Genomic DNA, 26,474 nt, shown 5'->3' with positions numbered 1-26,474 from the left:
TCAAAGATTTAAATTGCCGTGGGTTGTTGCGAGCTTTTTCGTAGGCTGTCATAGCTTTTTGTACAAAGTTCGCACGCACACACGACAATATAAATAATTAGTATTCAAAATGTCTAATATATCAAATGTATGTCATAATCAAAATGCAAGTATCAATGTTAGTGATAGATTCTTGAATATTTTATCTATTTTTACAAAAACTGATTTTGAGACTTTAGGATTGTAGCATGAAAACAAAAATAAGAGCCTTAGCATTATTTAATCGACTCTTTTAATAAAAAGCTACCACTCGCTAAATCACTTAATAAGTAACAAGACATGACCTCAAAAACACAACAAACAACCAATGAAATCAAGAATTTTGTCTTGAGTTCCTACTTCGGTGACGGCCTCAGGATTACTTTTGGTGCGTTGGTTCCTAGCTTAATTTTATCTCAGTTTGGTTTATTACAAATAGGCATCACTGTTTCCTTAGGTGCTTTATGTGCCAGTATTGCCGATACCCCTGGTCCTATAACCCACCGTCGCAATGCGATGTTGGTTACTACGCTCGTCGTTTCTATTGTCTCCTTACTCACTGGCTTTGCCAATATTTCCGTATATGCGCTAGGCTTTATTATCCTGAGCTTTAGTTTTCTATTTTCCATGTTGTACGTATATGGAAACCGTATTGCATCCATCGGTACTGCGGCCTTATTGGTCATGACTTTAGGCATTGGTGATATCCGTTCTATCACCGACATCCTACTCTATACAGCTTATATTGCTGGCGGTGGCTTGTGGTATTCTGCCCTGAGTATCTCTTTGAATAAAATTATGCCTTATAGATTGGCACAACAGTCGTTGGGTGATTGCGTAATTGAGGTTTCCAATTTTATGAGAATCAAAGCAGGTTTTTATAAAGAGAGAATGGATTATGACGAGAACTATAAAAAACTACTAGAATGCCAAGTATTAGTAAACGAAAAGCAAAATGCTGTACGTGATTTACTTTTTAAAAGCCGAGAAATTGTTCGTGAGTCAACCCAACAAGGGCGATTTTTAGTAATCGTCTTTGTGGATGTAATGGACTTGTTTGAGCAAATCATGTCAACGTTTTATAGCTACCAAACCCTTCATAAACAATTTGATGAGATAGGTATTTTAAAGCAATTTGAGGTAGTATTATTACACATGTCTGACCAATTAGAGGAGGTAGGATATGCGCTAAAAGCTGATATAAAACCACAAATTTCACTTCGATTACCTCGTGAAATCAGAGATTTAAAACTGGAAATTGAAGCCCTAGAAAGAGGAGAATACGGCAGTGAATTTAAAGAAACTGGCGTGCAAGCTTTAAAGAACATTGAGGTAAATGTTGAAAACATCTATCACAGAATCAAAAAAATCAATGGGCATTTTAAAGATAGAAAAGCAAGAAAACTTACAAAAAGTCAGACCCAATCAGCCTATTTTATCTCTCATGAAGAATATGACTTTGGTTTATTCAAAGAGAATCTCGCACTAAAATCAGAGATTTTTCGCCATGCTATCAGGGTGGCCGTCGTAATGCTGATTGGCTTTATCATTGCCCAATCCTATAATTTTCTACATAGCAACTGGATTTTGCTGACGATTATGGTCATCATGAAACCAGCTTTTAGCCTAACTAAAGAACGAAATTATCACCGTTTGATTGGTACTATTATCGGTGCCATTGTAGGCATGAGTATCCTTGCTTGGGTGGAAGATGGTTCCGCACTTTTTGCTATCTTATTAATCTGTATGTTGGGTGCGTATAGCTTTCAACGTAAAAACTATGTAGTCAGTGTATTATTCATGACTCCGTTTATCCTGATTCTATACGATTTCTTAGGTATGGGAAGCAGAGCAATTTTCATTGAAAGAGTCTATGATACCATCATTGGCGGAAGTATCGCTTATGTGGCTAGCCATGTGTTCTTACCAAGCTGGGAACATCAGAAACTCAAAACGGTTTTAGTAGAAATGATTGAAGTCAATTTGGCCTATTATCATCAGGTAACTACCTATTATTTCGGGCAACGATATGATAAAATTCCTTATAAAATTATTCGCAAAGAAGTATACGTTCGTAGTGCCAATTTAGCGTCTGCCTTCCAAAGGATGTTTTCAGAACCTAAAAGTAAACAACTAAGTATCAAAGAAGTACACAAATTTACGGTGTTAAATCATTTGATGTCTTCGTACGTAGCTACGTTAGCATTGTATATAATGGAACATACGGGAGATATTCCTGCGATGGAAAAACTTAAAGAAATTGCTACGAATTCTGAAAAACTACTACACGAGTCAATGATGATATTAATTAATGAACAAAATGTCATCAATACTGATATGAAAATTTTGTCTTTGAAACATCATTTTAAAGAAGATGACGATACCCTTTTGATTGTAGAACAATTTATAGATTTGCAAAAAGTAGCTTTTGATATCTATAAAATTTCCCAAAAAATAAAAATTTAAAACGGCTAAATGATGTTATTTTTAACACAACGTATAGTGAATACGTCATAAAAATACCCTCTAATTCTCCTTCAATTTATCAATATTTGTACACATTTTGATAAATTTTGCAAAGCGATTAAACTACTGATTAAAAACACCCTAGAAATTTAGAAACGTATACTATTCAAAAAAATGTGGCTTAAAAAAGACTATGATTATGTCTTTTTTAAGAAAAAATGAAATTTCAACCCTTATTTCTGTCTTTTGTCATATTTTTACTTGCTTTTTATAATAATTTATTAATAAGTTTGTCCTTTGTTTTATCAAATAATTTATCAACAACTAAAACACAGACAAACTATGAGTAAGTCTTTACGAAGTTTCATCGTATTGTTCATCTTCTTGTTGACTAGTGGCTACGTATATAGCCAAGAAATCAGAGTCAAAGGAGTTGTAACCTCAAAAGAAGACGGGTCTTTTCTCCCGGGCGTAAGCATTTTAGTAAAAGGAACTACAAAAGGTACAGTTACCGACAAAGAAGGTAAGTTTACCATTGCTGTTCCAGGCGGTTCAGCCAAACTTTTAATCAGTTCGGTAGGTTTTGTAAAAACAGAAGTAGCTATTGAGGGCAGAAATGTTATCAATGTTAGCTTAGAGTCTGACGCTGCTTTACTAAACGAAGTTTTAGTAGTAGGTTATGGTACTGTTAACAAAACGATGCACGTTGGTTCTTCAGCTCAAATCAAATCGAGCGACATTGAAAAAAGACCTGTTGCAAATGCTTTAAATGCATTGATTGGTGTTGCACCAGGGGTTCAAACAACAATGGGCAGTGGTGCTCCAGGTTCTGCTCCAGCAATTCGTGTAAGAGGTTTTGGTTCAATCTCTTCTTCTAACTCTGCACTTTATGTGGTTGATGGTGTTCCTTTTGATGCTTCAACAGCAACATTGAACCCTGACGATATTGAAACAATGGCTGTGTTGAAAGATGCGTCAACAACTGCTATCTATGGTTCAAGAGGTGCCAATGGGGTAATTATGATTACTACCAAAAAAGGTAAAGAAGGTCGTAGTAATTTTAGCGCAAATGTTTCTGCAGGTATCATTTCAAGAGGTTTACCAGAATACGAAACTGTTAGTACACAACAATATTATCCTTTGATGTGGGAGGTATATCGTAACTCATTAGCATATGGTTCTTTAAAAATACCTATGGCTGATGCAGGTAGTATTGCTGCTGGTTTAACAACTTCTTATGGTGGTAGAACATACTCTGGTATTGCTGATTTACTTAGTTACAACCCCTACAATGTAGCTAAGAATCAGATAGTTGATGCAAATGGTATATTAAACCCTAATGCACAGTTATTATACCCAGATGATTTAAATTGGGGTAATGCTGCTCAGCAAGGTGGAAAAAGCAGACGTAACTATAACATCAACTATGATGGAGGAACTGCTAAGTCTGACTACTTCGTATCATTGGGTTATACAAAAGAAGAGGGTTATTTAATAAAGTCTGATTTTGAAAGAATTACAGGTCGTGTGAGCGTAAATACACAAGCTACTAAATGGCTTAAAACTGGATTAAACTTGAATGGTAGTTATAGTCGTTCAAATCTTGATGCAGCAGCAGATGGAGGTACAGGCTTTGTTAACCCATTTTATATTTCACGTTTTATTGCTCCTATTTATCCTGTTTATAAACATGGGGCTGACGGTTCATATTCATTAGATGGAAGTGGAAACAAAATCTATGATATGGGAGACTCAAGACCATTTGCGAGTGGACGTCATGCTATCTGGGAAAATCAGTTGAATCAACGTTACCAAGTGCGTGGTACTATTGGTGCAAGAACATTTGCTACAGTTACAATTTTGCCAAGCTTAAAAGCTACAACCAATTTAAGCTTTGATTTACAAGATAACCATTACCGTACTTATGATAACCCTATCGTTGGTGATGGAGCTCCAGCTGGTCGTTCATATCATTATCTTTATCGTACTACAAGTTCTACTTGGAACCAATTGTTAGAATTTGACAAAGCTTTCGGCAAGCACCATGTAAATGTCTTGGGTGGTCATGAGAACTATTCTTATAAATACAATTACCTAACTGGTTCTAGAGCAGGTATTATCGTTGATGGTATCACTGAACTTCCAAACTTTGCAACTGTATTAGGTGTAAGTTCACAAGAAGATAACTACGGTATCGAAAGTTTCTTTACTCGTCTTAATTATGATTTCGACAGTAAATATATTTTAAATGCTTCTTTGAGAAGAGATGGAAACTCTCGTTTTGCTAAAGATGTAAGATGGGCTAACTTCTGGTCGGTAGGTGGTGCATATAACATCGAAAAAGAAGGCTTCTTTGATGTTTCATGGGTTAACTTATTAAAAGTTAGAGCTTCTTATGGTGTTGTTGGAAGTGATGGTATATTAAATAGCGGTGGTTCACAAAACTACTATCCATATCAAGCTTTATATACATTAGGAAGAAACAACAATGCAGAACCCGGGTTTACACAAGCTTCAATTGCGAATGAAGGCCTTACTTGGGAAACTTCAAATAATTTTGACCTTGGTGTTGATTTTAGCTTATTCAATGGTAAATTATCAGGTAGTGCTGAATACTTCAACCGTGAAACTTCAGGATTAATTTTCAGTGTGCCTTTAGCGTTATCAAATGGTGGGACAACTTCTGGAGGGTTTACAGTTAACAAAAACATCGGTAATCTTTACAACAGAGGTTTTGAACTTCAATTGGTTGGTAATATTTATAAGAAGGGAGATTTTAGTTACTCAACAACATTGAACTTAACTACTTTCAAAAACCAAGTGACTAAAATGCCTGAAAACCAAGCTTTGATTATTAATGGTTCTAAAGGCTTGAGTGTAGGACATTCAATTTATGATTTCTACATGCGTGAGTTCTATGGCGTGGATAAAGAAAGCGGGGTTTCTCTTTATAAAACAAATATCTTAACAACCAACGGTAAAGTAATTGGGACAGATACTGTAACTACAGTCCTTGCAGAAGCAAACCAACGTTATACAGGATATTCTTCAATTCCTGATTTCTATGGTTCAATGTCACATAACTTATCTTATAAAAACTTCTCGTTAGGTGTACAATTCACATTCCAAGTAGGTGGTAAAGTATATGACAGTGCTTATCAATCGTTAATGCATGGAGGTTCTTACGGAACAGCAATGCACATAGATGCTTTAAATCGTTGGCAAAAATCTGGGGACGATACTTCAGTTCCTCGTTTTGATAACGGAAACATCACTAACTTGACAGGTACAAGTACTAGATATTTAACAGATGCATCTTACTTACAATTAAATAATGTTACCCTAAACTATAAATTGCCTACTTCTGTATTGGCTGCAATTGGTGCAAAAGAAGCTAGTATTTATTTCGCTGGCGAAAACTTAGCACTTTTCTCTGCTAGAAAAGGTATGAACGTTTCTGGTTCTTTCAACGGAACAGTAGACAACACTTACAACTTTAACCGAGTAATGTCTATAGGAGCAAAAATCAAATTTTAATTAGGAACTGATTTAAAAAAATAAAGATGAAAAATATTATAAAAAATGGAGTATTAGGACTAATCGCATTGATGTCCTTCTCCGCTTGTGAAGATAATTATCTTGAAACAGCCCCTACAGACCAAGTTGCTACAGTAGATGCTTTTAGTACAACTAAAAATGCTTGGGCTGCATTAAACGGTATTCACAGATTAATGTATTCACAGATTTTCTCTGTACAAGCACAAGGTGGGCAGTCGGGAAATATGTTGTATATTGACATTCTGGGTGAAGACGTTGTATTTCCAAACGTTTCTAACACATGGTTGAGGTCTGAATATCAGTGGATTACTCATAGAACTGCCAACAGCTCTATTTGCTATTATAACTATACTTTCTATTATATGCTTATTGGTAATGCCAATATGATTATTGCCAATATCGACAAAGCTTCAGGTACTGACGCTGATAAAAAAGCTATCAAAGCTGAAGCATTGACATACAGAGCATGGGCGTATTTCCAAATGGTTCAATTATTTGGTGAAAGATTCGTAGCAGGTGCTGCTAACAGCGGTCTAGGTGTACCTTTAGTACTTACTCCTGGTACTACTGCAACACCACGTAGCACTGTAGCAGAAGTTTATACTCAAATAAACAAGGATATCGACGAAGCCATTACTTTATTTACAGGTTATACTCGTTTAGATAAATCTCATTTTAATGTTAATGTAGCAAAAGGAATTAAAGCACGTATTGCTTTAACACAGCAAGATTATACTACGGCAGTTGCTATGGCTAAAGATGCAAGAGCATCGTTCACTTTGATGTCGAACACAGACTATCTAGGTGGTTTCAACAACTATTCAAATGCTGAATGGATGTGGGCATCAAGAATTGTAGCCGACCAAACGAATTATTTCTATTCGTTCTTTGCTTATATGTCTAACAACTATAGCTCAACTGCAATTAGATCAACACCAAAAGTGATGTACTCTGCATTGTATGATAAAATTTCAGCAACAGACGTAAGAAAGAAACTTTGGGATCCAACAGGAACTAATACTACAGATTTCCCATTGCCAGCATCAACTTTCCAACGTTATAAATACCACCCTAAGAAATTCAGAGTGGCTGACGTAAACTTAAGTATTGGCGACGTACCATACATGAGAGCAGCAGAAATGTATTTGATTGAAGCAGAAGCATTAGCTCGTCAAGGAAACAATGCTGGAGCTGCGGATGCTTTATACACTTTGGCTGTAAATCGTGATACTAAATACACAAAATCTACGAAGACAGGTGCAGATTTAATTGAAGAAATCATGGTACAACGTCGGGTAGAACTTTGGGGTGAAGGTTTCCGTTTCTATGACTTAAAGAGAACTAACGCTGCTTTAAACAGAAATGGTGGTAACCACAGTGCTACATATACTAATGGCGTAATGGATGTGCCAGCAGGAGATAAAAGATGGCAGTTCTTAATTCCTCAGGATGAAATCAACAATACTAATGGCCTTGTTGTACAAAATCCTCAGTAATTCTGAATACTCATTAACAAAAACAGGGTGCTCATTGGGCACCCTGTTTTTATTTTATCCTCTTTACTTTTTTATAAGGTCTCTCCTATCTCGTCAGATAAATTATATTATCCTTATTTCAACTCAATTTCAGGGCGAGTTTCATAAGCCGAACCGATTTCACAAAGCCTATCCATGATTTCAGCAAAAAGCTTAAACATGATTTTTAGTTGCTCGATATCCTTGAGAATACCCATCACTTCTAAATAAAGTTCATCTACCCCTTCAGGGAAATGTTGTCCAAAAAATCCTTCATCATCTTTAACACTAACTTGAAACTGCGATAAATCAGCTAAGGCTAAAAAATCATTTTTAATCTTTTCTTCTTCAAATAATGATTTAATTTGTTCAGTTTTTTTGCTCTTTAATACAAAAGCATTATCAAAAATTCTATCTTCAATTTCAATATCCTGCATTCCAAAGTATTTGGCAATATCTGTAAAAATTCCTTCTGGATAAATCGTAAACCTAAAGTCATCTTTGTTTACATAAGCACAACGCATTCGAGTGTAGGGAGTAGAACTATTCCCATTTGAACGATGAAAGACATCTAAAATGATTGTCCAATTTTTATGTGCTAAGACAACTTTAGAATCATCTGATAACAATCCTTTTTCTAAGATAAATTTTGCATTTATTTCTTGTTCTAATTGTACCCAGACTTCTTCTTTACTAGGTCCGAAAATATTTCTTAATAATCCCATGTTAAATTTTATTTAGTAGCAATAAAAAACCTCCATGAAAATGAGCATTTTTCATGGAGGTTTTTACATAAATGTGATGAATAGCAGTATTAAGACTCCTGCGGATATTTTAATCCAATTTGGCTTCTGATTTCGCACATTAATTCCATCAATTCTAAACTAAATTGTAAAGGAAGTCGGTCGTTTTCGATTCTTCCTTCGGTTAAACAACGTTGTACGTCAATAGCTTCATAGCTATATCCCCAGCCATTTCTTTCTGTTGTGAATACTTGTGGTTCTTCGTCAGCTAATTCCAACGTGAAACCAAATGTCTCATGAAAACGACCCGAAATAAATATCTTACCTTTTGTACCATATATCGTACAAGTAGTATCTGTTTTAGCAGCCAACGTAGAAAACAGGGAAGCGGTTGCACCATTCGGAAAAGCCAAGGCAACTGAGCAATTCATATCTACACCAGTCGGTGCAAAAGTAGCGACTGCTTTTACCTGCGAGGGCTTACCCAATAACAACTTACTAATAAACAAAGGATAAATACCAATGTCGTATAAAGAACCACCTGTCAGTGCTGGGTTGAACAAGCGCGCACTTTCATCATAATTAGCTAAAAAACCAAAGTCAGCTACAATATGTTTGATTTCGCCTATTGTACCCGCTTTAATAATATCTTCAATCTGATTAATCGCTGGATGAAATCTTGTCCAGATAGCCTCCATCAAGAAAAGCTTTTTTTCTTGCGATTTAGCAATCATTTCTTGTACCATTTGTGTATTAATGGCAAAAGCCTTTTCGCATAGAACAGGTATCCCCGCCTCTAAACAAAGTAAAGTATTGGCATGATGCTGTGCATGAGGCGTAGCAATATAAACTACATCAATCAAACCGCTTTTTAGCATTTCTTCATAACTACCAAAGGCATGAGGAGTGTTATATTTTGCACCAAAATCTTTGGCTTTTGCTAAATCACGCGACGCTACAGCATGTAAAGTAGCATTAGGAACATAAGCGACCAAATCGTCAGCAAATTTTTCGGCTATTTTTCCGCAACCGATAATTCCCCAACGAAAGGTATAAGTTTGAGCGACTGAATCCATTGAATAATAGTATTTGGGGTTTGATTGAAAATTTATATGTTATAAAAATGTCATACTCAAAAGGAAGGTCTATAAAACGATAAAGTCTTTGAATGCATTCAAAGACTTTATCGTTTTGCTATACTTTAGTTTTCATGACTTCAATAAGGGCTTCTACTTGTTCGATATTCACTGCCGCAAAATTGGCAATTCTTAATTGAGAAGCTTTGAAATCACCATAACCAGAACCTATCACAAAATTAGCCTCCGCCTGCACTTCTTTAATAATATCAGCCGCAGACTTGCCTTTTACATTTACTACGATGACCGTCTGCGAACGGTGCTCAGGATTTTTAACGAAAACTTCTAACGATTCAGCTTTTTCTGCAAAATTATACAATAGCTTTGCTTTCTTCTCGGTCTCTTTTCTGATAGTTTCGATACCAATTTTATTCATATCTTCTGCTACTTTCCCCAACACATAAATCGCCATTACATTAGGAGTTTCAGGTGTTTCAAATTTCTCAAAATTCTTGAATAGAGAAGGCAAACTATGATAAGTACCGATTTGATTTTCATGCGTTTTCATACGGTTAGCCTTTTCAAGCATAGCAGGGTTGACAATCCAACAGCCCAAACCAGCGGGCATTCCGAATGATTTCTGTACAGAAAATAAAGCAGTATCAATAATATTAAAATCTAGTTCAGGATAAGGCGCTGAAGAAACCATATCTACTGCCAAAAATTTATCTTTGTTAGCACGCTTCAATTTATGAATTTCGGCTGGACGCATTTGTACTCCAGATGCTGTTTCGTTAGCAGTAGTACAGATTAATTCAGCGTATTCGGGAACAGTAATTTCCGAATAATCAAACCCTTCACCAAAAGGTTTTTCATACTTATGAGCATACTTATTTAATTCTTTCGAGAAATCGAAAAACTTCTTTGAAAACGAACCATTGACTAAATGGAAGCTTTCATGTTCAACGGTATTTTGAATAACTCTTTCCCAAATTTCGGTAGCTGAACCTGTAAAGAAAATTCCGTTTGATTCTGGAATATTCATCAAAATACGCAACTGTTCAACTGTATGCTGATAAATACTACGGAACTGAGCAGAGCGATGTGAAATTGACCCTAATTGCAGGTCAAAGGCATCTTTATAATGTTGTTCGACAGTAGGGAATAATTCGGCTGGGCCGGGGGTAAAGTATGTTTTACGCATCTATGGTTAAATCGTTAATCTTGTTCAGTAAATTATTGACATCAGCAAATTGCCTTCTTAACTCATTAATATCAAGTTGTTCTATCAAAAGATAGGAATTCTTTAATTTTCCGTATTTGACTTTCTTTATCTTCCCTCCTCTTTCATATTGATAATATTCTAGTAAGAGTGAATTTAGTACTTTATCTGGTTGGCTAATACTTTGTGGCAATAGCCCTTTTAAGAGTTCATTTTCAGCAATAGGCAAATCCATTATTTTATCATAAGAAACAAACGTCTTTTCTATGGCATCAGGTTGAGACAAAATCCAGCTTTCCATTGTTTGAATCATAAAAAATACAAAATCTCTATATTCTTCCAATCCGTATTGAACGATTCTTTTATTTCTTTGACTTTCATCTCCATCCAAATCCAAAAGAGCTAAAGTATTGGAACTTACTTCTTTCCCAGATTTAATAGCTTTTAGAACACTCGTATAGGAAGCTTTTGTATCAATTTCAATCCGTATCTCTTCTGTGTTATTTAATCCCTTAGATAATAATTGATGAAAGCTCTCACGGAGTCTTTCACTATTATCAAAAGTATCGGCACTGGCATTACTATTAGGATGAACGCCACCTTCTAATAAAATGCTTACTTCTACCATCGTGTTCCACCTATTTTGCCTCTTAACCACATCTGACCAGCTAAAAACTCTCCTTCCCAATCTGGAAAATCTTCCTCTGAAACCTTTTTGACAATTGTTTCATTAGCATCATTTTTCTCAAAAATCATCAAATCTTCTAATTCAAAAGCATTTAATAATAAAGGCGAATGTGTAGCAACAATCATTTGTGTACCGTTTTCTGCGGCATACTTAATGCCTCTGGCAATTCCATTAATCATATCTGGGTGTAAACCCATTTCTGGTTCATCAAGACAAACTACACTTCCTCTTTTCGGATTATAAAAGATTGAAAGCAACAGCAAATATCTCAAAGTTCCATCCGAAATATGTTCAATAGTAATCGCTCTATCTAAATTTTTCTCTTTCAGTGAAAGTAAGCTTTTTCCAGCTACTGGTGTGGTAAAAACGAGTTCTCTGAAATTTTGATTTATCTTTTTAAACTCTTCTACAAGTTTATCAAAAGCTTTTACTGAATTTCCGTTCAAATAACTCAATAAAGCTGTCAGATTTTTGCCGTCGCTTAAAAGATTTTCTTCTGAGTAATAAGGAGACAATTGGCGAATAGGGCTTTCAAAGGATGTATCGAAATAGTCATAAATAGCAATATTTTCTTCAAAAAGTCTTACTGTTTGTACAATTATCTGTGTTATTCCGTTTTGTGGAAATTCTCCAATACCTAAATTATCTACTGAGAATATTTCTTCATCATAAAAATAGGTTGTACTAAGTTTATAATTAGAAGAGTTTACTTTTTGAATACTTACTTGAAAAAGTATATCCGTTTTTAACGGACTATATACGGTAAATTTATCAAGAACTTCTTTATTTAAAATAGTACTTATTTTAATCTCAGTAGCATCAGGATTAATAAAGTTAGCTACTCCTGAAAACCCACCCCATTTTTGCGAAAATAGTTTTTCAAAATCATCGTTAAGACTTGCCTTCAACAAACGTATCGCCTTAATGAAATTTGATTTTCCTGTTCCGTTAATTCCTACAAGAACATTGGTATCAGCATTCAATTCGATTGTTTGTTCTGAGCCAAAGCTAAAGAAATTTTGAATCGTTATTTTCTTAATCATGCTTTATTGATGGGTATAAATAATTTGTGCCACTTCCGCGGCACAAATATAAACTGTTTTGAGCATCTTAATACAACATTCTAAACTTAATCGTGTTGTCAATTCCTTTTAATTCTTCAACAATTTCGTCGGCATATTCTTTTGAAATATCTGTAATTACATAACCGATTTCGGTAGTAGTCTTCAGATATTGCCCTTGTATATTGACATTGTATTTAGCAAAAATATTGTTAATTTTCGCCAAAATACCTGGTACATTCTGGTGAATATGTAACAAACGGTGTGCATTTTCTAACGCTGGCAATTGTAACTCTGGGAAGTTTACTGAACCATATGTACTCCCGTTATTCATAAATTGCAATAACTTACTTGGTACAAACTCACCGATGTTAGCTTGTGCTTCTTCAGTTGACCCTCCGACGTGTGGTGTCAGAATTACTCTTGGCAAACCACGCAATTCGTTTACAAATGCTTCGTCGTTAGTTTTTGGTTCATAAGGGAAAACGTCAACTGCTGCACCCCAAACTTTTCCAGATTTCAAGGCATTTACTAAAGCAGGTATTTCAACAACGTGTCCACGAGAAAGGTTGATGAAAATTACATTATCTTTCATCATTTCAAATTCTTTCTCGCCGATGATGTTCGCATTTGTTTTGCGTCCATCCACATGCATCGAAATAAAATCAGAAATATTTAAAAGCTCTTCTAAAGTCTTGCATTTTTTAGCATTTCCCAAAGCTAATTTATCTACGGCATCGTAAAAATATACTTGCATACCCATTGCTTCTGCAATCACAGAAAGCTGTGTACCGATACTTCCGTAACCTACTAAGCCTAATTTTTTACCTCTGATTTCATAAGAGTTTTTAGCAGATTTATCCCAAACGCCTTCGTGCATTTTATTTGATTTTGTCAATAAATCACGCGTAAGGATAATCATTTCGCCAATAGCCATTTCTACTACTGAACGAGTATTTGAGTAGGGAGCATTGAATACTGCAATACCACGGCGTTCGCACTCGTCCAAATTGATTTGGTTTGTTCCAATACAGAAAGCACCAACCGTCATCAAACGACTCGCATTAGGGTGTTCTAGGACTCTTTTTGTCAAATTAGTTTTAGAACGTAAGCCTAAAATAGAAACACCTTTAATTTTCTCGATTAATTCATCTTCATCTAAAGCCCCTTTCAATAATTCTACTTGAAACCCTTCAATTTTAAAAGCCTCCACAGCTTTCGGGTGTACGTTTTCTAGTAAAAGTACTTTGATTTTAGATTTTGGATAAGATTGTGAGCGCGTAAGGCCGTTGATATATAAAAACTCATCAAAAGACGCCACTACTTCATCCGCTTTATCAGTCACTTTTTGACGTTCTACGTTTTCTGTAAAAGCAAAAAATTTAGAGGCAAAACCAGCTTCACGCATTTCGTAGTCTGTATAACCATCTCCGATTGCATAAATCTCTCCTTCTAATTTCAAATCTTCTAACAACTTTACTTTACCTTTATCTTGCGATAAAAGGTTCGTAGCATCATAACCTGTAATGTTTCCATCAGCATCATAAGTGAAGGTATTTGCATATACATTCTCTGCTAAAATACCTATTTGAGTAGCTACTGGAACGATAAAATCCTTAAATCCTGAAGAAACTATATAAATATCAGCAGCGTTTTCACGAATAAAAGTTTCATTTCTAAGAAATGAATCAGAGATTTTTCCTTTCAAAAACTCAATTAAAGTAGCCACGTGGTCACTGTTTGCAGGCAAAAGGTTTATTCTCGCCTTAAGGGAATCAGCAAAACCGATTTCTCCAAGCATACCTTTATCAGTAATGGCTTTGATTTCTCCTACAATTTTATCTTGGTCTTTATGACCAGTCAAAGCAATTGCAGCTAATTCATCTAATCCTTCTACTTTTGTGAAGGTACTGTCAAAATCAATGACGTAATTTATTTTTTGTTCGACTGTTTTGGTAATCATATTGTCTTTAACTACCGATTTTGGGCAGTTTATCTTGATTGTTTTAAATCTAATTATTACTTATCCACTCTAAAGCTCTTTTTTCAGACCATAAGGTTCCTTGATAATTATCTTGATAAAATCCACAATGCCCTCCTTCTTTAGGGGCTTGGAAAAATACTTGTTCTAAAGAATTAGCCTTTTCAAAAGGGAAACATGCCTTTGATAAAAAAGGGTCATTCTGAGCATTAATAATTAATGTTGGAATCTGGATTTTGTCCAAGAAGTACAAGGAACTATTACGCTCGTAATAGTCTTCTGCGTCTTGGAAACCATGTAGTTGTGAAGTGTAACAATCATCGAAATCTTTTAAAGTTTTGATTTTCGAGATGTTTGAAGTTTGTATTTGATCTGGAAAAAGTTTTGCCTTTTCCAAGATTTTCTTTTTCAAGGAATCATTAAATCGTTTGGTATAAAGCCACCCGATTGTCTGACTACTGCTTGAGAGGTGCAAAGGTACAGAAAATGTAACTGCTTTTTTGATTTTTAAAGACAGTTTTTCTGATTGCTCGCCTAAATATTTTAGGGTAAGATTTCCTCCCAAACTAAATCCTATTAAATAAATCTCTTCGTAACCTTTCTGAATAGCACATTTTATTACTAAATCAAGGTCATCGGTAGCTCCACTATGATAAAATCTTGTGGTTTTATTTAGCTCGCCTGAGCAGCTTCTGAAATTCCATGCCAAACAATCAAATCCATTTTGTGTAAAGATTTGTACCATTCCAGTAATGTATTGCCTACTAGAATCGCCTTCTAAACCATGCGATAACACAACAAGTTTTTTACTAACCTTGTCTGTTGTAGCATTTTTCAGGTGAGCTTTCGCCCAATCTAAATCCAAGAAATCGTTGTCGGGAGTAATAATTCTTTCACGCAGATAGTTTACAGTTTTAATTTTACGAAAAACTGAAGGAAAAATAGTCTGTGAGTGACCATTGGGTAGCCAAAAAGGAGCTTGATAATCAGCGTGTTTAATGATTGGCATAAATTTTAAAATTATCCTTTGAAATTACATTGAATCTTTGAAAGGTTTAATAATTACCACAAAAATCAATGTTTTTTCATGGAATAATTAAATAGTGAGCAATAAAACGATTGCTCACTATCTATTTAGCATGATTAGTATGCTTAATCAATCATTCTTTTTTAGTCTTTAATTCATTATAGCCACGCTTGTCGCTTACATTATTCTTTTCTGAATGTTCAATACTCTGTTTCTGAAGTTCTTCAGAACTTGGTTGTTCATCATCATTAGCAACAGGTTGTTGAATAACGGTTGGTTTTTGCGTTTTTGGCCTAGCTTCATCAGGATTGCTTAAAGGCTTTTGATTACCTGTTTCTATGGTCGTAGTTCTGGGTATAGCCTCAGGCACAGCATATATCTGAGCGGAATTGGCATGGCGCACGGCTTCCCCTAGAGGGCCATCCCATGTTTTTTCTTCTTCCTCAACAATTACTTTATTGGGCGTTTCTCCTCCATTTTTTTCAACTTTTGAAAGAGCCTCATTTTTCTTTGTACTGTGTTTTTGTTGATTTTCCATAAGTTCCATTATTTTATATAGTTATAGTTTAATAAAAAACTATTCCATATAATTTTGGAGTACTGAAAAAGTTCAAAAACGAGCTACTTTGAGGCAGTATCTGATTTTGAGGAATGAATTACCCATCTTCAATCGTCAGATGACCAATCAATAAAGCCTACATGCCCACTTTCGGTAAAAGTGGTAAGCTTTCGTTCCCATCTTCTCCTACTGCCTGTACAGCAAAGAAATAATGGTCTTTAGAATAAGGTAAGTTAATACCATTCTTAGTAGTAAATATTTTCTTTTGCCAGAAAGGTTGATAAGTTTCCCGAATCAACACATAATAACCTTTTACTTTTCCTGTTTTGGGAGTCTGCCAAAACAGCGTCGTTGAATTGGTCAAGTTTTTAGTATCTATCGTCAAGTTCTGAACCATGGCTGGTGCTTTAGCTAAATTCGATAGGGTAGCCAAATTCATCGCTGTGTTTTTTCTAAGGTATTCAAAATCCATGAACTCAGGGTAATCTCCATATTGAATACCCTTTTCTGTTCTTAAATCTTGATGCTGATGTTCATAATTCTCGTTCATCTCTGTTACTCTTACCGCAGGGAAACCACGGTTAACAAATGGAGTATGGTCGCCTCCGCGCAAAAATCTATCATTACGATATACCATTACTACCTCTAAATTATCAACATAACGTTCGCCGATTTCTTTGGCATAACGGGCCAACTGACGAGCCTTTCCATCGTTTTCTTGCCCCAAGTTACGGATGCTTGTTGCTTTTTTATCTATCTCAAAAGCAGGTAATCCTTCGCTAAAAATCCTCACACGAGTATTATCAATAATTCTGGTATCGCTACTGTTGTTTGACCCTACAATATCATTGTTCATAATGCCTTCAATATTCCATTTTTCATCAAAGGCTTTTTGTGATAAATAGTCCGCTCCTAAAAGCCCTTGTTCTTCCCCACTGACTACCAGAAAAATTATCGTTGCAGAGAATTTAGCTTTAGACATCACCCTTGCTAATTCTATTACTGTCGCTGTTCCTGAACCATCATCATTTGCCCCAGGTGCATCAGATTCACGGTTCATTACATTGGTTACTCTACTATCGATATGCCCAGAAACTAAGAAAATACGGTCATCATTCGGGTCAGTTCCTTTTAATATTCCCATTACATTGCCCATGTCTTGGTCTTTATCCACTCGTTTTCCATCTGGTTTCAACACCCATGAGTCTATTTTGGCTGTCATTCTACCTTCAGATTGCTTAGCAAATTCTTGAAAACGACTTAACACCCAATTTCTGGCAGCACCAATCCCCCTTTTAGGTTCGGTAGTAGTACTTAGCGTATGGCGTGTACCAAAGCTTACCAACTTATTGATATGGGCTTTTAGGCTATCAGCATTTACTTCTGAAACCAATTGTTCAATCATGGGGTCGCGCTGAACAATCTTCTGAGCCGAAACTTGAAAACCGAGAAGTATTAATACGATAAAAGTAATTTTTTTCATATGGATGAAAATTTGATTTTAGTATTTGATGAAAATTGAAGTTACAAATTATGCCTGATAAATTTCAGTCGCTCAAAGAGTTTTCGCTAAGATTGTATCCTGTGGGGCTTAAATTCAGTTTTGTAGGGATTTCAATACTCAATAGGCTACAAACAAAGAAGCCCTCGTTTATCACGAAGGCTTCTTAAATGGTTCTTACGATTAGTATTTATACACCGTTTTTATTTTGAACAAATGATTATTGCTTGTGTATGTTTTGAAGCTTTTTTCAAATTCAGTCGGATATCCATTGGCATCGTATTTGTATTCAAACTTATAGGGAATATTTGAAGGAATACTACCCGAAAATGCTTTGTCTAATTTGATGTTATTATTCTTTGAAAGGTTTGTCAAAAACAAGCTATACAAATTCATTTGAGCATAAGGGTTAATATTTGAATCATACTCATATTTTCCACTTTCGCTACCGCCAGTACTACCGTTGGCGATATCCTCAACGATGTTTCCGTTTTTATACTTTATCGCATAGCTCATTTTAGCACCATTATCAAAAGCATATTCAGCTGTTATATTTTCAACACCATTTGATAGGTTGTATTTGAAATTAGCAATCACCGTTTGGTCGTATTTCTTTTCATTGATGGTAGCAACCTTGCCATTGGCATTATAAGTCAATATTGACGAGCCAAACGCTTTATTATCAGCTTCAAAATATTCTACTTTAGTCAATAAGCCTTTATCATCATAAGTATAAACGGTTTTGTATGTCATTACTAAAACAGATGTTGAAGCATCAGCGAGATAATAGTCGATTTGTTTCAATAAGCCTGATGCATAATACGAATAATTCGTTTTTGAATAAGGTTTCACTACGCCACCTACTTCTATAGTGGCCTCTTCAGAATTTAATTGCTTTTGGGTAGTTTTGCCTCCAAAACTAATTACATCTCCTTCTTTGAGTTGCTCTTTAGTAAAAGTCAATTCATTACTAACACTCCATTTCAAAAATTTGAATCTGAATTTTTGATGGGCTTTCGCTAAATACACTTTACTTTTTCCTGCTCCTATTTCTACTTCTTTTTCATGGGCTACATTGTTTTTATCCCATGAGGTAATAATAATGTTGGCGGCTGTAGTGTCATAAATGACAGAACCAACTTCCATTCTAGCATTGATATTTACTGAGAAAAGGCTATCTGAAGGAGTAGTTGAGTTTGGAACAGTAGGCTTAGTGCTGTCGTCTGGTCTTGAGACAATTTCTAACTCATCTTGCTTACAGGAACTAAAAATTAAGGCAGATGCAAGCATCGCCACTGATAAAAAAGAATACTTTTTCATGATAATTTGAATGATAAGATTAAGAGGATAAACATTATTGTAATCCGACAAAAATAAAAACACTTCTACTTCCATCATCATTTTTTTTGATGAAGTTGCAGTATTTTATCTATAGACGGTAATTCAAAAGAGAAGGTTGGAAAAGAAGTTTATTTTTTTTTAAATATTGAAGCTGTTTAAACTTTCCCTTTCGGGTTAAACTAAGTCTTTTAGAATAGCTTTCACCTTAGAAACGGAAAGTTTAAACAGCTTCATTTTTTCAATCATTACAAAGATGTGTCATTCATGATAAACATAATATGTTTTATGAACGATGTCTTTGATGATAATGTCTAAGCGATTGGCTTCGTCACCTAATTGAGTTAAAAAAAGTTGTTGCTCTTCATCAGTTATTTGGTATTCTTTATCTGTTAGTAATGTTGAAATACCCAAAATATTCACGAGCGGACTTCTAACTAAATGAGATTGCTGCCAAGCGATTTCTTTCAGGATGTTCAATTGCTCATTCACCTTGATTTCTGCTTTTTTTCTTTCGTCTATGCTGGTAGCATTAAAGGTGACACCAATGATTTTTAAATGAGAATCATATACAGGAAAGAACCTGATTTTAAACCAAATCTTTTCCCCATTAAATGTCAACTCTGTTTCGGTGATAGTAATTTCACCATGTAAGGCTTCTCCAAAAGCCTCATGAAAGGATTCGTAAGTACTTGTGGTAATGAAAGGAGTGAAATCTTCGCCAACTTTTAGTTGTTTTTGATGCAGGAGTAACACATTTTCTTCTGCTGATTTATTAAAATTAAGGACCTTGAGGTCTGGGCTAATAAAAATATTAATATCTGTCGAGCTATCTAAAATGGCTAATAATTTACTTTCAGAACTTTCAAGTTCATCAATTGTTTTGAGCAATTGTTTTTCGATAGGTTGATAAACATAAATTACTTCGGCAGCAATAATAAAAATAGAAAGGATGGCTAAAATAATTTCGATGATGACAATAAACCTCAATTTTTTATCTGACTCATCTTCCATTTTTTTTACTACATCATCCATTTTTATCAAAAAATCAGCCTGATTTTTATTGATTTTTTGAATAATATTCAAGTCTATCGTAGGTTTTTCATTTAAAATCTGATGGATATATTCAATATTTTTAGAAAGCCCGACTAATATTTTTCTGGCATCGCCATTGGCAACTGGATGTACCGATAATGCTTTATTTCCATTCAATAAGGCAAAATGAACTGCTTGCCAATTTTTAAATGTTTCTATCAGTTCATTATAGCTTAATTCTTGATTTAACATTTGAAAATACTCAAGATTTATTTTTTGACTTAGCATCCGTTGTCTACCCGACAGATTAATCATTCTTGACTCTTCACTCTTTTGATTTAACCAATACTGAATAAATAATTGATTAACCGTCAATACTAAAATGGCCATCAATACGCCAAAGACATACTTATTTTTAGGTCTGTATTTCATAGAATATTTGATGAAATTTTTAATGTGTTAGCATAAGTATTGGCGCTGAGTGTAAATAATGTAAAGATTCATTATAAGGATTTTCCAATATAATAACGGTTTTCTACTATCAATCTTTTTTTTAAACCTGCAATAATACTTTTAATACAATATCTAAAATAAATGGCAAAAAACTCACCAGCATTAACCCATTTATTTCAAGTTTATTTTAATCGGTAATTAATGTAAAGCCTTTATTATTTTTGTAAAAGATTGTCATCAACGCAAACAACAATCTTTTTTAAAACAATAGTAACATGAAAAAAATTGGACTGATAGGCGGAATAAGTTGGGTATCGACGATGGACTATTACAAGTTTTTAAACGAAGGTATTAATGAAAAACTAGGCGGACTTAATTTTGCTGAGTGTATTATTTATTCATTGAATTTTGGAGATGTTCAAGAGAAGACTTGGGAGCATTCGTTCGAGCTTTTCCTAAATGCTTGCGAAAGTTTAAAAAGAAGCGGAGTCGATGCAATTGTTCTATGTGCTAACACAGCTCATTTATTTGCCGATGAACTTGCAACGCAAATAGCCTTACCAATCATCCATATTGGCACCGAAACGGCAAATGAAATAAAACAACAAGGCATCAATAAAGTTGGATTGTTAGGTACAAAGTTTACTATGGAAATGGATTTTTACCGTAATAAATTAGCACAAAACGGACTAGAAGTATTAGTGCCTAACCTACAAGAAACCAGAGACTATATTCAACTTACCTTAAAGGAGGAATTGGGAAGAGGTATCATAAACCCAATAACAAAGCAAAATTATATTACCATTGCCAACGATTTAATCGCAATGGGAGCAGAAGCAATAATATTGGGCTGTACTGAAATCCCCATGATATTGAGTCAACAAGATTTTGTAGTACCAGTATTTGATACTACAAAAATTCATGTTCAGGCTATTGTTAAATATGCTTTATCTTAAAAATGCGTATTTACTACTCCAAAATCTATACGAAGCTTTAGCATTATATCAATATCGTAAAATGTACGTTTAATCTTGCATTGGCTCTTAGTTCTCCTCCAGATAAATCTTGTATAATTGGTTCCTGATAGTTTATTCCCATTGAAAAGCTTTTGTAATAAGACTCTACTCCTACTGTGCCAAAAGTAGCATAACCGCCTGTTTGTGTATTGACAATTCTGTTCTTTGTATCTAAAGCAGCTTGCTCAAAAGCAAGTCCAGCATTTGGAATAAGGGTAAATCCAGTATCAAATTTTTGGAAGTAAAGTAAAGCTAGATTAGTATTAAGTCTATTACCAAACTGGTAATTATCGCTATTTTGAGTATTGATTTTATAAGAAAAATCATAATTCAATCCCCAATTTTTATGACGCATTGTATAGACTAAATTAAGTAGAAAATCTACACTTCCAGTTCCTAATTGAAAATTGGCATTAGCCACCTCTGTATCACTCAGCAAATCATACTTATATTTCCCTGTTGGTAGTTTTGTGCCACCACCAATTAATAAATTATGATTGAAACGACGATTCACAGTGTCGTTCACGGTATTGACAACATAATAATTTGCCAAGATTGTAATGTCTCCTAATCCATTCAAATGAACTTGTTTACTAGTTTTCTGAATCGTTTGTTGATTGATTAAGTAAGGAACAAAAGCCAGTACTTGTACTTTTTTGAATGGATAAACCCTAGCCCAAAGTTCTGTTTTCCAGAAATCTTCTTGGGCTTTTAGATTTACACTACTTAAATGTGAATCATAGCTTTTATATCCATACCGTAAGCCAATAAAACCTTTATGAGACTGTGGTAAAATACCGAAAAATGAGCCCCCATTTCCACATCCACAGACTTCGCAGGCTAACATGGAAGTTGGGTTGGTAAGCATTATAAAAAATGATAGTATAAAAATCTGAAAAGCTTTCGTCATGATATTATATGTTGATTAAGGAGTAAACCTTTTATCCGTCAGAAATTCTCTGTCGGTAAGTGTTCTTAGAAATGCAATAATTTGTGCTTTCTCTGTAGCTGTTAATGCAATACCTAGTTTACCATTTTGATTGAGAATTGGGTCTATATTTTGGGTAGCAGTTACCGTATTTGTATAATGATTGAGTACTTCATCTAATGTCTGAAAACGTCCATCATGCATATAGGGCTTAGTGGCTTCTACATTTCTAAGACTTGGTACTTTAAACTTATTTTTGTCTTCTTGCAATTCCGTCACTCGCATTCTTCCATCATCAATCACAGGCTCGATAAACGCTTTTTTAACACCATCTACTATTCTATATACTACTTGTTGGCGTTCTGTAGGAGGTAATCCATTATTTCTATAACTACCATCACTGAATAATTCGCCAGCATGACACGAGGAGCATTTTTGTTTGAACAATTCCATTCCTGCCAATTCTGAATCGCTAAATACTACCCCTGCTTCTTTTCTCATGTATTTATCATACTTAGAATTAGCCGAAATCAAAGACAATAAAAATTGAGACAATGCTTTCAAGAATCGTTCAGAAGTGATTTCAGTAGTTCCAAAAGCATTTTTAAACATGTTTGGATATTTATCCGACTTTCTGAGTTTCTCTAATACATTGCTAGTTTTCTCGTCCATTTCAACAGGATTCTCTATAGGCGAAATTGCAAAAAGGTCTAAATCAAATACTCCCCCATCCCAACCAAAAGTCTTTTCCCATGCTAGGTTCTGTAATGATGATGAATTTCTTAATCCAATCTGATTATCAATTCCATGACTTAAATCATGCAAATGATGCGTAAACCCAAAGTCTTGACGGTGGCATTCACCACACGAAATAGTTCCATCTCTTGAAAGGAGTCCGTCATAAAACAGGCTTTTCCCTAATTCAAAGCCCTCTTTAGTAACTGGATTACTTTGTATTTTATATACAGGACTTTGAAAATTGCTAGGTTGGTAAAAAAGTTTATCAGGCTCTATTACAACATCTGGTGTTTTTGAACAGGATAAATCTATCACCAATAAGACAATTAAAAAGGTAGCTAAGAATAGATTCTTCATATCTAATTTATTTATTCTTCTACTCTTCAATAAATATGAAGAGTAGAAGAGCGTTTTTTATTAATTAGCATCATTATGAACATGGTCTACACTAAACATCTTCTTGTAGTTCTCGGCAATAGGAGTAGCCGTTGTGATACTATGTACCATGTTTGTCTCAGCTAGTTTTAATTGAGCGGTACCATTAAATATCTTTAAAACATCTACAAACAAATGTACTTCTGGAGCAATATTACCGCGAACAGTAGCAGCATTAGTAAGAGGCAAAGTAATAGTTCGAAGGTTATTAGCGGTCTTAGAGGTCATTCCACCAAAGCCACCTACATGTAGTTGAAACGGTCTTTTCCCTGTAGCATTAGTAGGTACGACAGAAGATGTCCCTTCAAATTTGAAGAATATATAACCAGAATTCCAAGCCCAATACATACCGTCATCTCCATAAGATGCTGGGTCCAGTACTCCCGTTCTTTGGCTAAGGTCGGATACACTTCTAGTACTATCTACACCAACCATAAAAGATACTTCTGTGTAATTACCAGCAGGAACATCTTTCAATGTTGCTTCCAGACTATTAGCGTCAGACTGCTTTATTAAGAAATAATTATTCGGGAATTTTACTACAGTACCATCTTCTTTCTTAAATGAAACGTTGGAAATAAAGTAATTCAACGTAGTTACGGTAAAGTCTTCACTAACATTATTGATATAAGCACCCGTTGTTAAAACTAAGGCCTTGTCACCAACCTTATTATCAAAAGATAACGTAATTGAGTTTTTGTCATTGGGATTGATTTCATCATCGTCTTTTTTACAAGAGGCTATCAGTATAATAAAACCCAAGAAAAAAAGTATTGAAAGTAATTTATTAGTTTTCATATAGCATGTTTTAACATAGGCTGTATCGTAGCCTATTTAATATTTTGATTAATAAGAAATATTATTTTTATACGAATACACAAACGATTTATAGGATGTCATCAGCCTATACTCATTGTATGCGTACATATTTGGTTAGCCATAAATAGAAGATAGCGGAAAGTATAAAACGCTACAAACATTCAAGGCACAAGAAATTGAAGATATTATGATTGAGGGGGGCGAAAAATGCCATTAAGCATTCCTGCTAGCGGATTCGCTAAAAAATTGAATTTAGGTAAACATTGAAGAAAATCAACAAAACTGAAATCATTAAATATAAAATAATTAGAAGAACAAAATAGCTGAATTTCAGGCATTTTCTCTAGCTTTTCTGTAGTTTGCTTTTGTTCTTTTTCTTCAGCTGCTTTTAGCTTTTTGGCTAAATAACATTTACCATCGCAATGCAAAGAAGGTCTGTTTTTATTAACACAAAGTACTTTAGCAATATACGCCTTATTGGCTTGATAATACATCACAATCCCCATACGGTTAAATATGGGCATATTTAGTATGATTAATAGAAAATATATTGTGAACTGTTTTAACATATTACAAAGTTACTCTTGTATTTTTCCTAATACTAATACTGAAACGAAAATATCAAAATGATATTTGTTATTTGCTTAGAAATAATACTGTCAGCATGGATACTATTAACATGATAAGCAGAATAATTGCCCCGACTGTTCTTTTCCAGTCGGGGAGTTTTTTTTTCTTTTTAGCCATTTTTATTTCTTCGGATATTAGGGAAAAGGATTATCCCATTTTTCTTGAGAATCGTTACTTCCAACAGAATTCGTGCGGTAACACCAATACAGGCTAAACCGATGATGGCTATTCCAATGCTTAACAATAGGATTTTCATACTTATTTTTGTTTGAGGATATAAGTTGCTACGTCTTTGATTTCTTGCTCAGACAAACCTAATGCTGGCATTTGTGGATAATCAGGTCGTTTTTTGCCTGGTTTACGAATCCAATCGTGCAAACCTTTTTCGTCTTTTTCATAAATCGTCACCATTTCTTTCACAGGCGGGCCAACTATTTTGGTATCTAGGGCATGACAAGCACTACATTTTGCGGTAAAAATAGCTTCCCCAGCATCGGCAACTACAGGCTTTTTGCTTGGGTCATTGGCATCTTTAATAGCTTGCTGTACTTCTTTCTGATACTTAGCAGTTTCTTTGGCTACTAATTTTTGATGAGGCTCTAAAGCCGTAGCTCTATACAAATGCCTACCAGAACCCATAAAAACCACCGTGGTTGTCAACAAAAGAGTCACTTTCCAGAAATCTTTCGCTATTTTTTCTGGTTGCCCAGTAATGGCTTTCCAAATCCAGAATAAAGCTGGAATAGCAAAGGCTGCACCTGTTGAAATAGTTAGAATCAATTGCCAACTTATTCCCTTAGTGGGTAGCGTAAGTAATACAATTGGGCCGATAAGAAACTGAGCTACTGAAGCCGAAAAAGTAAGAGAATAGGCTTTTTTACGAATTTCATAAAGGCTCAAGCTTTGGAATTTTTCTTCAAAAGCAAAACTCGTTCTACCGAAATACCAGAAAATAAATAGCCCTGTAACACCTAATGAAGCAAATATGAAATGTAAATATCTTGGAAAAACATTCGGAAGAGCCAAGGCTTCAAAAAAGCCAGAAATAGTATTCCATTTTTCTGGGAAAAGCATCAAATTGATGTTCGTCAAAAAGATAAAAGGAATAAATAAAAAGATAACTACTGAGGCCGCTATCATAGAAATATGAAGGGCTTTGTTATCTTTTAGTACATTCCATGAATATTTATGTGCATAAGTAAGTAAAAACGCCAACGTAGTTAGTGGAATAATGGCTATCCAAAACAAACCCGTAAGAGCGTTTGCCGAATAAAAATACAGCGTATAAAGTGTATTGATAGTGAGTAATGGAGCAACGCCCAATACCACAGCCATACTTTTATTGACGGTGATTGTTTGAGCTAATTCGTAAGCCAACTTATCGTACTCAGGATTTTTCAAACCCTTTATTTCACTCCAAAGCGTTAATATGGAACCTCCTAACATCAGATTAATAAAAATGATATGTAATAAAAAGGAGAATATTAATGCTATCACCAATACCGAATGCGGTAAAGGCAAAGGCAGTGGAATATCGTGTGGAATGGGTGTTTGCAATAGTATTTGCAAAAAAATATGTTGTAAAATCATTATGTCAAAATTTAAGTCCAATAAGCTTTTGGACAAAGAGAAATCCTTCCGAAAGAATAGTGGTTACAATCGTAAAAT

The 26,474-nt window shown here is 34.7% G+C and carries 22 protein-coding genes; 5 read left to right on the top strand and 17 right to left on the bottom strand.

Annotation, left to right across the window (positions count from 1 at the left end; genetic code table 11):
• Positions 1-318: 318 nt before the first annotated feature.
• The 3 genes from VB264_RS15760 (at position 319) to VB264_RS15750 (ending at position 7,538) form a co-directional block, all read left to right on the top strand.
• On the top strand, positions 319-2,484 hold the full coding sequence (locus VB264_RS15760; RefSeq protein ID WP_323250759.1) for an FUSC family protein: 2,166 nt from the start codon (positions 319-321) through the stop codon (positions 2,482-2,484).
• Between the two features lie 342 nt (positions 2,485-2,826).
• The gene (locus VB264_RS15755; protein ID WP_323250758.1) at positions 2,827-6,021 is read left to right on the top strand and encodes a SusC/RagA family TonB-linked outer membrane protein; all 3,195 of its coding nucleotides are present in this window, start codon (positions 2,827-2,829) and stop codon (positions 6,019-6,021) included.
• 26 nt (positions 6,022-6,047) lie between these two features.
• Positions 6,048-7,538, top strand: coding sequence for a RagB/SusD family nutrient uptake outer membrane protein (locus VB264_RS15750; RefSeq protein WP_323250757.1), 1,491 nt, complete (start codon positions 6,048-6,050; stop codon positions 7,536-7,538).
• A gap of 113 nt (positions 7,539-7,651) precedes the next feature.
• Here the strand turns inward: VB264_RS15750 and VB264_RS15745 are convergent, their stop codons facing one another.
• The 9 genes from VB264_RS15745 to VB264_RS15705 form a co-directional block, all read right to left on the bottom strand.
• The gene (locus VB264_RS15745) at positions 7,652-8,281 is read right to left on the bottom strand and encodes a DUF3137 domain-containing protein (RefSeq protein ID WP_323250756.1); all 630 of its coding nucleotides are present in this window, start codon (positions 8,279-8,281) and stop codon (positions 7,652-7,654) included.
• An 89-nt stretch (positions 8,282-8,370) separates the two neighbouring features.
• Positions 8,371-9,375, bottom strand: a complete 1,005-nt coding sequence (locus tag VB264_RS15740) for a Gfo/Idh/MocA family protein (protein WP_323250755.1) — start codon at positions 9,373-9,375, stop codon at positions 8,371-8,373.
• Positions 9,376-9,493: 118 nt separating this feature from the next.
• Entirely contained in the window at positions 9,494-10,579 is a 1,086-nt protein-coding gene (locus VB264_RS15735; RefSeq protein WP_323250754.1) for an aminotransferase class V-fold PLP-dependent enzyme, read from the bottom strand.
• Positions 10,572-11,225, bottom strand: a complete 654-nt coding sequence (locus VB264_RS15730; RefSeq protein ID WP_323250753.1) for a DUF4276 family protein — start codon at positions 11,223-11,225, stop codon at positions 10,572-10,574. The genes VB264_RS15735 and VB264_RS15730 overlap by 8 nt, the downstream gene beginning before the upstream one ends.
• Positions 11,219-12,328: an AAA family ATPase gene (locus VB264_RS15725; RefSeq protein ID WP_323250752.1), complete on the bottom strand. Its 1,110-nt coding sequence runs from the start codon at positions 12,326-12,328 to the stop codon at positions 11,219-11,221. The genes VB264_RS15730 and VB264_RS15725 overlap by 7 nt, the downstream gene beginning before the upstream one ends.
• 67 nt (positions 12,329-12,395) lie before the next feature.
• Positions 12,396-14,309 carry a phosphoglycerate dehydrogenase gene (serA, locus tag VB264_RS15720; RefSeq protein ID WP_323250751.1) on the bottom strand — a complete coding sequence of 638 codons (1,914 nt, stop codon included), beginning with the start codon at positions 14,307-14,309 and terminating at the stop codon, positions 12,396-12,398.
• A 49-nt stretch (positions 14,310-14,358) separates the two neighbouring features.
• Positions 14,359-15,336, bottom strand: a complete 978-nt coding sequence (locus VB264_RS15715) for a YheT family hydrolase (protein ID WP_323250750.1) — start codon at positions 15,334-15,336, stop codon at positions 14,359-14,361.
• Positions 15,337-15,487: 151 nt separating this feature from the next.
• Complete coding sequence (locus VB264_RS15710) at positions 15,488-15,892, bottom strand: hypothetical protein (RefSeq protein WP_323250749.1); 405 nt, start codon at positions 15,890-15,892, stop codon at positions 15,488-15,490.
• Positions 15,893-16,049: 157 nt separating this feature from the next.
• Positions 16,050-17,396: a M28 family peptidase gene (locus tag VB264_RS15705; RefSeq protein ID WP_323250748.1), complete on the bottom strand. Its 1,347-nt coding sequence runs from the start codon at positions 17,394-17,396 to the stop codon at positions 16,050-16,052.
• 50 nt (positions 17,397-17,446) lie between these two features.
• Here VB264_RS15705 and VB264_RS15700 point away from each other — a divergent pair, with 50 nt between their 5' ends.
• The gene (locus VB264_RS15700) at positions 17,447-17,584 is read left to right on the top strand and encodes a hypothetical protein (RefSeq protein ID WP_323250747.1); all 138 of its coding nucleotides are present in this window, start codon (positions 17,447-17,449) and stop codon (positions 17,582-17,584) included.
• A gap of 13 nt (positions 17,585-17,597) precedes the next feature.
• Here VB264_RS15700 and VB264_RS15695 read toward each other — a convergent pair whose 3' ends face one another.
• On the bottom strand, positions 17,598-18,734 hold the full coding sequence (locus tag VB264_RS15695) for a hypothetical protein (protein WP_323250746.1): 1,137 nt from the start codon (positions 18,732-18,734) through the stop codon (positions 17,598-17,600).
• A 279-nt stretch (positions 18,735-19,013) separates the two neighbouring features.
• Positions 19,014-20,219 (bottom strand): PAS domain-containing protein, encoded by a 1,206-nt coding sequence (locus tag VB264_RS15690; RefSeq protein ID WP_323250745.1) that lies wholly within the window; start codon positions 20,217-20,219, stop codon positions 19,014-19,016.
• Positions 20,220-20,515: 296 nt separating this feature from the next.
• Here VB264_RS15690 and VB264_RS15685 point away from each other — a divergent pair, with 296 nt between their 5' ends.
• Positions 20,516-21,196 carry an aspartate/glutamate racemase family protein gene (locus VB264_RS15685; protein ID WP_323250744.1) on the top strand — a complete coding sequence of 227 codons (681 nt, stop codon included), beginning with the start codon at positions 20,516-20,518 and terminating at the stop codon, positions 21,194-21,196.
• Positions 21,197-21,239: 43 nt separating this feature from the next.
• Here the strand turns inward: VB264_RS15685 and VB264_RS15680 are convergent, their stop codons facing one another.
• From VB264_RS15680 to VB264_RS15655, 6 genes are all read right to left on the bottom strand, one after another.
• A complete protein-coding gene (locus tag VB264_RS15680; RefSeq protein ID WP_323250743.1) occupies positions 21,240-22,166 on the bottom strand; it encodes a transporter family protein in 927 nt (308 codons plus the stop codon).
• A 15-nt stretch (positions 22,167-22,181) separates the two neighbouring features.
• Positions 22,182-23,279: a cytochrome-c peroxidase gene (locus VB264_RS15675; protein ID WP_323250742.1), complete on the bottom strand. Its 1,098-nt coding sequence runs from the start codon at positions 23,277-23,279 to the stop codon at positions 22,182-22,184.
• Between the two features lie 60 nt (positions 23,280-23,339).
• A complete protein-coding gene (locus VB264_RS15670; protein WP_323250741.1) occupies positions 23,340-24,155 on the bottom strand; it encodes an MbnP family protein in 816 nt (271 codons plus the stop codon).
• Between the two features lie 206 nt (positions 24,156-24,361).
• Positions 24,362-24,700 carry a hypothetical protein gene (locus VB264_RS15665; protein ID WP_323250740.1) on the bottom strand — a complete coding sequence of 113 codons (339 nt, stop codon included), beginning with the start codon at positions 24,698-24,700 and terminating at the stop codon, positions 24,362-24,364.
• Between the two features lie 215 nt (positions 24,701-24,915).
• A complete protein-coding gene (locus VB264_RS15660) occupies positions 24,916-25,062 on the bottom strand; it encodes a hypothetical protein (protein ID WP_309912331.1) in 147 nt (48 codons plus the stop codon).
• Positions 25,063-25,064: 2 nt separating this feature from the next.
• Positions 25,065-26,396 (bottom strand): c-type cytochrome, encoded by a 1,332-nt coding sequence (locus VB264_RS15655; protein WP_323250739.1) that lies wholly within the window; start codon positions 26,394-26,396, stop codon positions 25,065-25,067.
• Positions 26,397-26,474 lie beyond the last annotated feature (78 nt).

The sequence above is a fragment of the Arcicella aquatica genome (assembly GCF_034928825.1).
GTDB lineage: Bacteria > Bacteroidota > Bacteroidia > Cytophagales > Spirosomataceae > Arcicella > Arcicella aquatica.
This window is presented reverse-complemented; position numbering and strand designations above follow the sequence as displayed.

Coding starts and splice junctions, on each gene's coding strand:
- VB264_RS15760 (WP_323250759.1), top strand. CDS start 319: ATGACCTCAAAAACACAACAAACAACCAATGAAATCAAGAATTTTGTC.
- VB264_RS15755 (WP_323250758.1), top strand. CDS start 2,827: ATGAGTAAGTCTTTACGAAGTTTCATCGTATTGTTCATCTTCTTGTTG.
- VB264_RS15750 (WP_323250757.1), top strand. CDS start 6,048: ATGAAAAATATTATAAAAAATGGAGTATTAGGACTAATCGCATTGATG.
- VB264_RS15745 (WP_323250756.1), bottom strand. CDS start 8,281: ATGGGATTATTAAGAAATATTTTCGGACCTAGTAAAGAAGAAGTCTGG.
- VB264_RS15740 (WP_323250755.1), bottom strand. CDS start 9,375: ATGGATTCAGTCGCTCAAACTTATACCTTTCGTTGGGGAATTATCGGT.
- VB264_RS15735 (WP_323250754.1), bottom strand. CDS start 10,579: ATGCGTAAAACATACTTTACCCCCGGCCCAGCCGAATTATTCCCTACT.
- VB264_RS15730 (WP_323250753.1), bottom strand. CDS start 11,225: ATGGTAGAAGTAAGCATTTTATTAGAAGGTGGCGTTCATCCTAATAGT.
- VB264_RS15725 (WP_323250752.1), bottom strand. CDS start 12,328: ATGATTAAGAAAATAACGATTCAAAATTTCTTTAGCTTTGGCTCAGAA.
- serA (WP_323250751.1), bottom strand. CDS start 14,309: ATGATTACCAAAACAGTCGAACAAAAAATAAATTACGTCATTGATTTT.
- VB264_RS15715 (WP_323250750.1), bottom strand. CDS start 15,336: ATGCCAATCATTAAACACGCTGATTATCAAGCTCCTTTTTGGCTACCC.
- VB264_RS15710 (WP_323250749.1), bottom strand. CDS start 15,892: ATGGAAAATCAACAAAAACACAGTACAAAGAAAAATGAGGCTCTTTCA.
- VB264_RS15705 (WP_323250748.1), bottom strand. CDS start 17,396: ATGAAAAAAATTACTTTTATCGTATTAATACTTCTCGGTTTTCAAGTT.
- VB264_RS15700 (WP_323250747.1), top strand. CDS start 17,447: ATGCCTGATAAATTTCAGTCGCTCAAAGAGTTTTCGCTAAGATTGTAT.
- VB264_RS15695 (WP_323250746.1), bottom strand. CDS start 18,734: ATGAAAAAGTATTCTTTTTTATCAGTGGCGATGCTTGCATCTGCCTTA.
- VB264_RS15690 (WP_323250745.1), bottom strand. CDS start 20,219: ATGAAATACAGACCTAAAAATAAGTATGTCTTTGGCGTATTGATGGCC.
- VB264_RS15685 (WP_323250744.1), top strand. CDS start 20,516: ATGAAAAAAATTGGACTGATAGGCGGAATAAGTTGGGTATCGACGATG.
- VB264_RS15680 (WP_323250743.1), bottom strand. CDS start 22,166: ATGACGAAAGCTTTTCAGATTTTTATACTATCATTTTTTATAATGCTT.
- VB264_RS15675 (WP_323250742.1), bottom strand. CDS start 23,279: ATGAAGAATCTATTCTTAGCTACCTTTTTAATTGTCTTATTGGTGATA.
- VB264_RS15670 (WP_323250741.1), bottom strand. CDS start 24,155: ATGAAAACTAATAAATTACTTTCAATACTTTTTTTCTTGGGTTTTATT.
- VB264_RS15665 (WP_323250740.1), bottom strand. CDS start 24,700: ATGCCCATATTTAACCGTATGGGGATTGTGATGTATTATCAAGCCAAT.
- VB264_RS15660 (WP_309912331.1), bottom strand. CDS start 25,062: ATGAAAATCCTATTGTTAAGCATTGGAATAGCCATCATCGGTTTAGCC.
- VB264_RS15655 (WP_323250739.1), bottom strand. CDS start 26,396: ATGATTTTACAACATATTTTTTTGCAAATACTATTGCAAACACCCATT.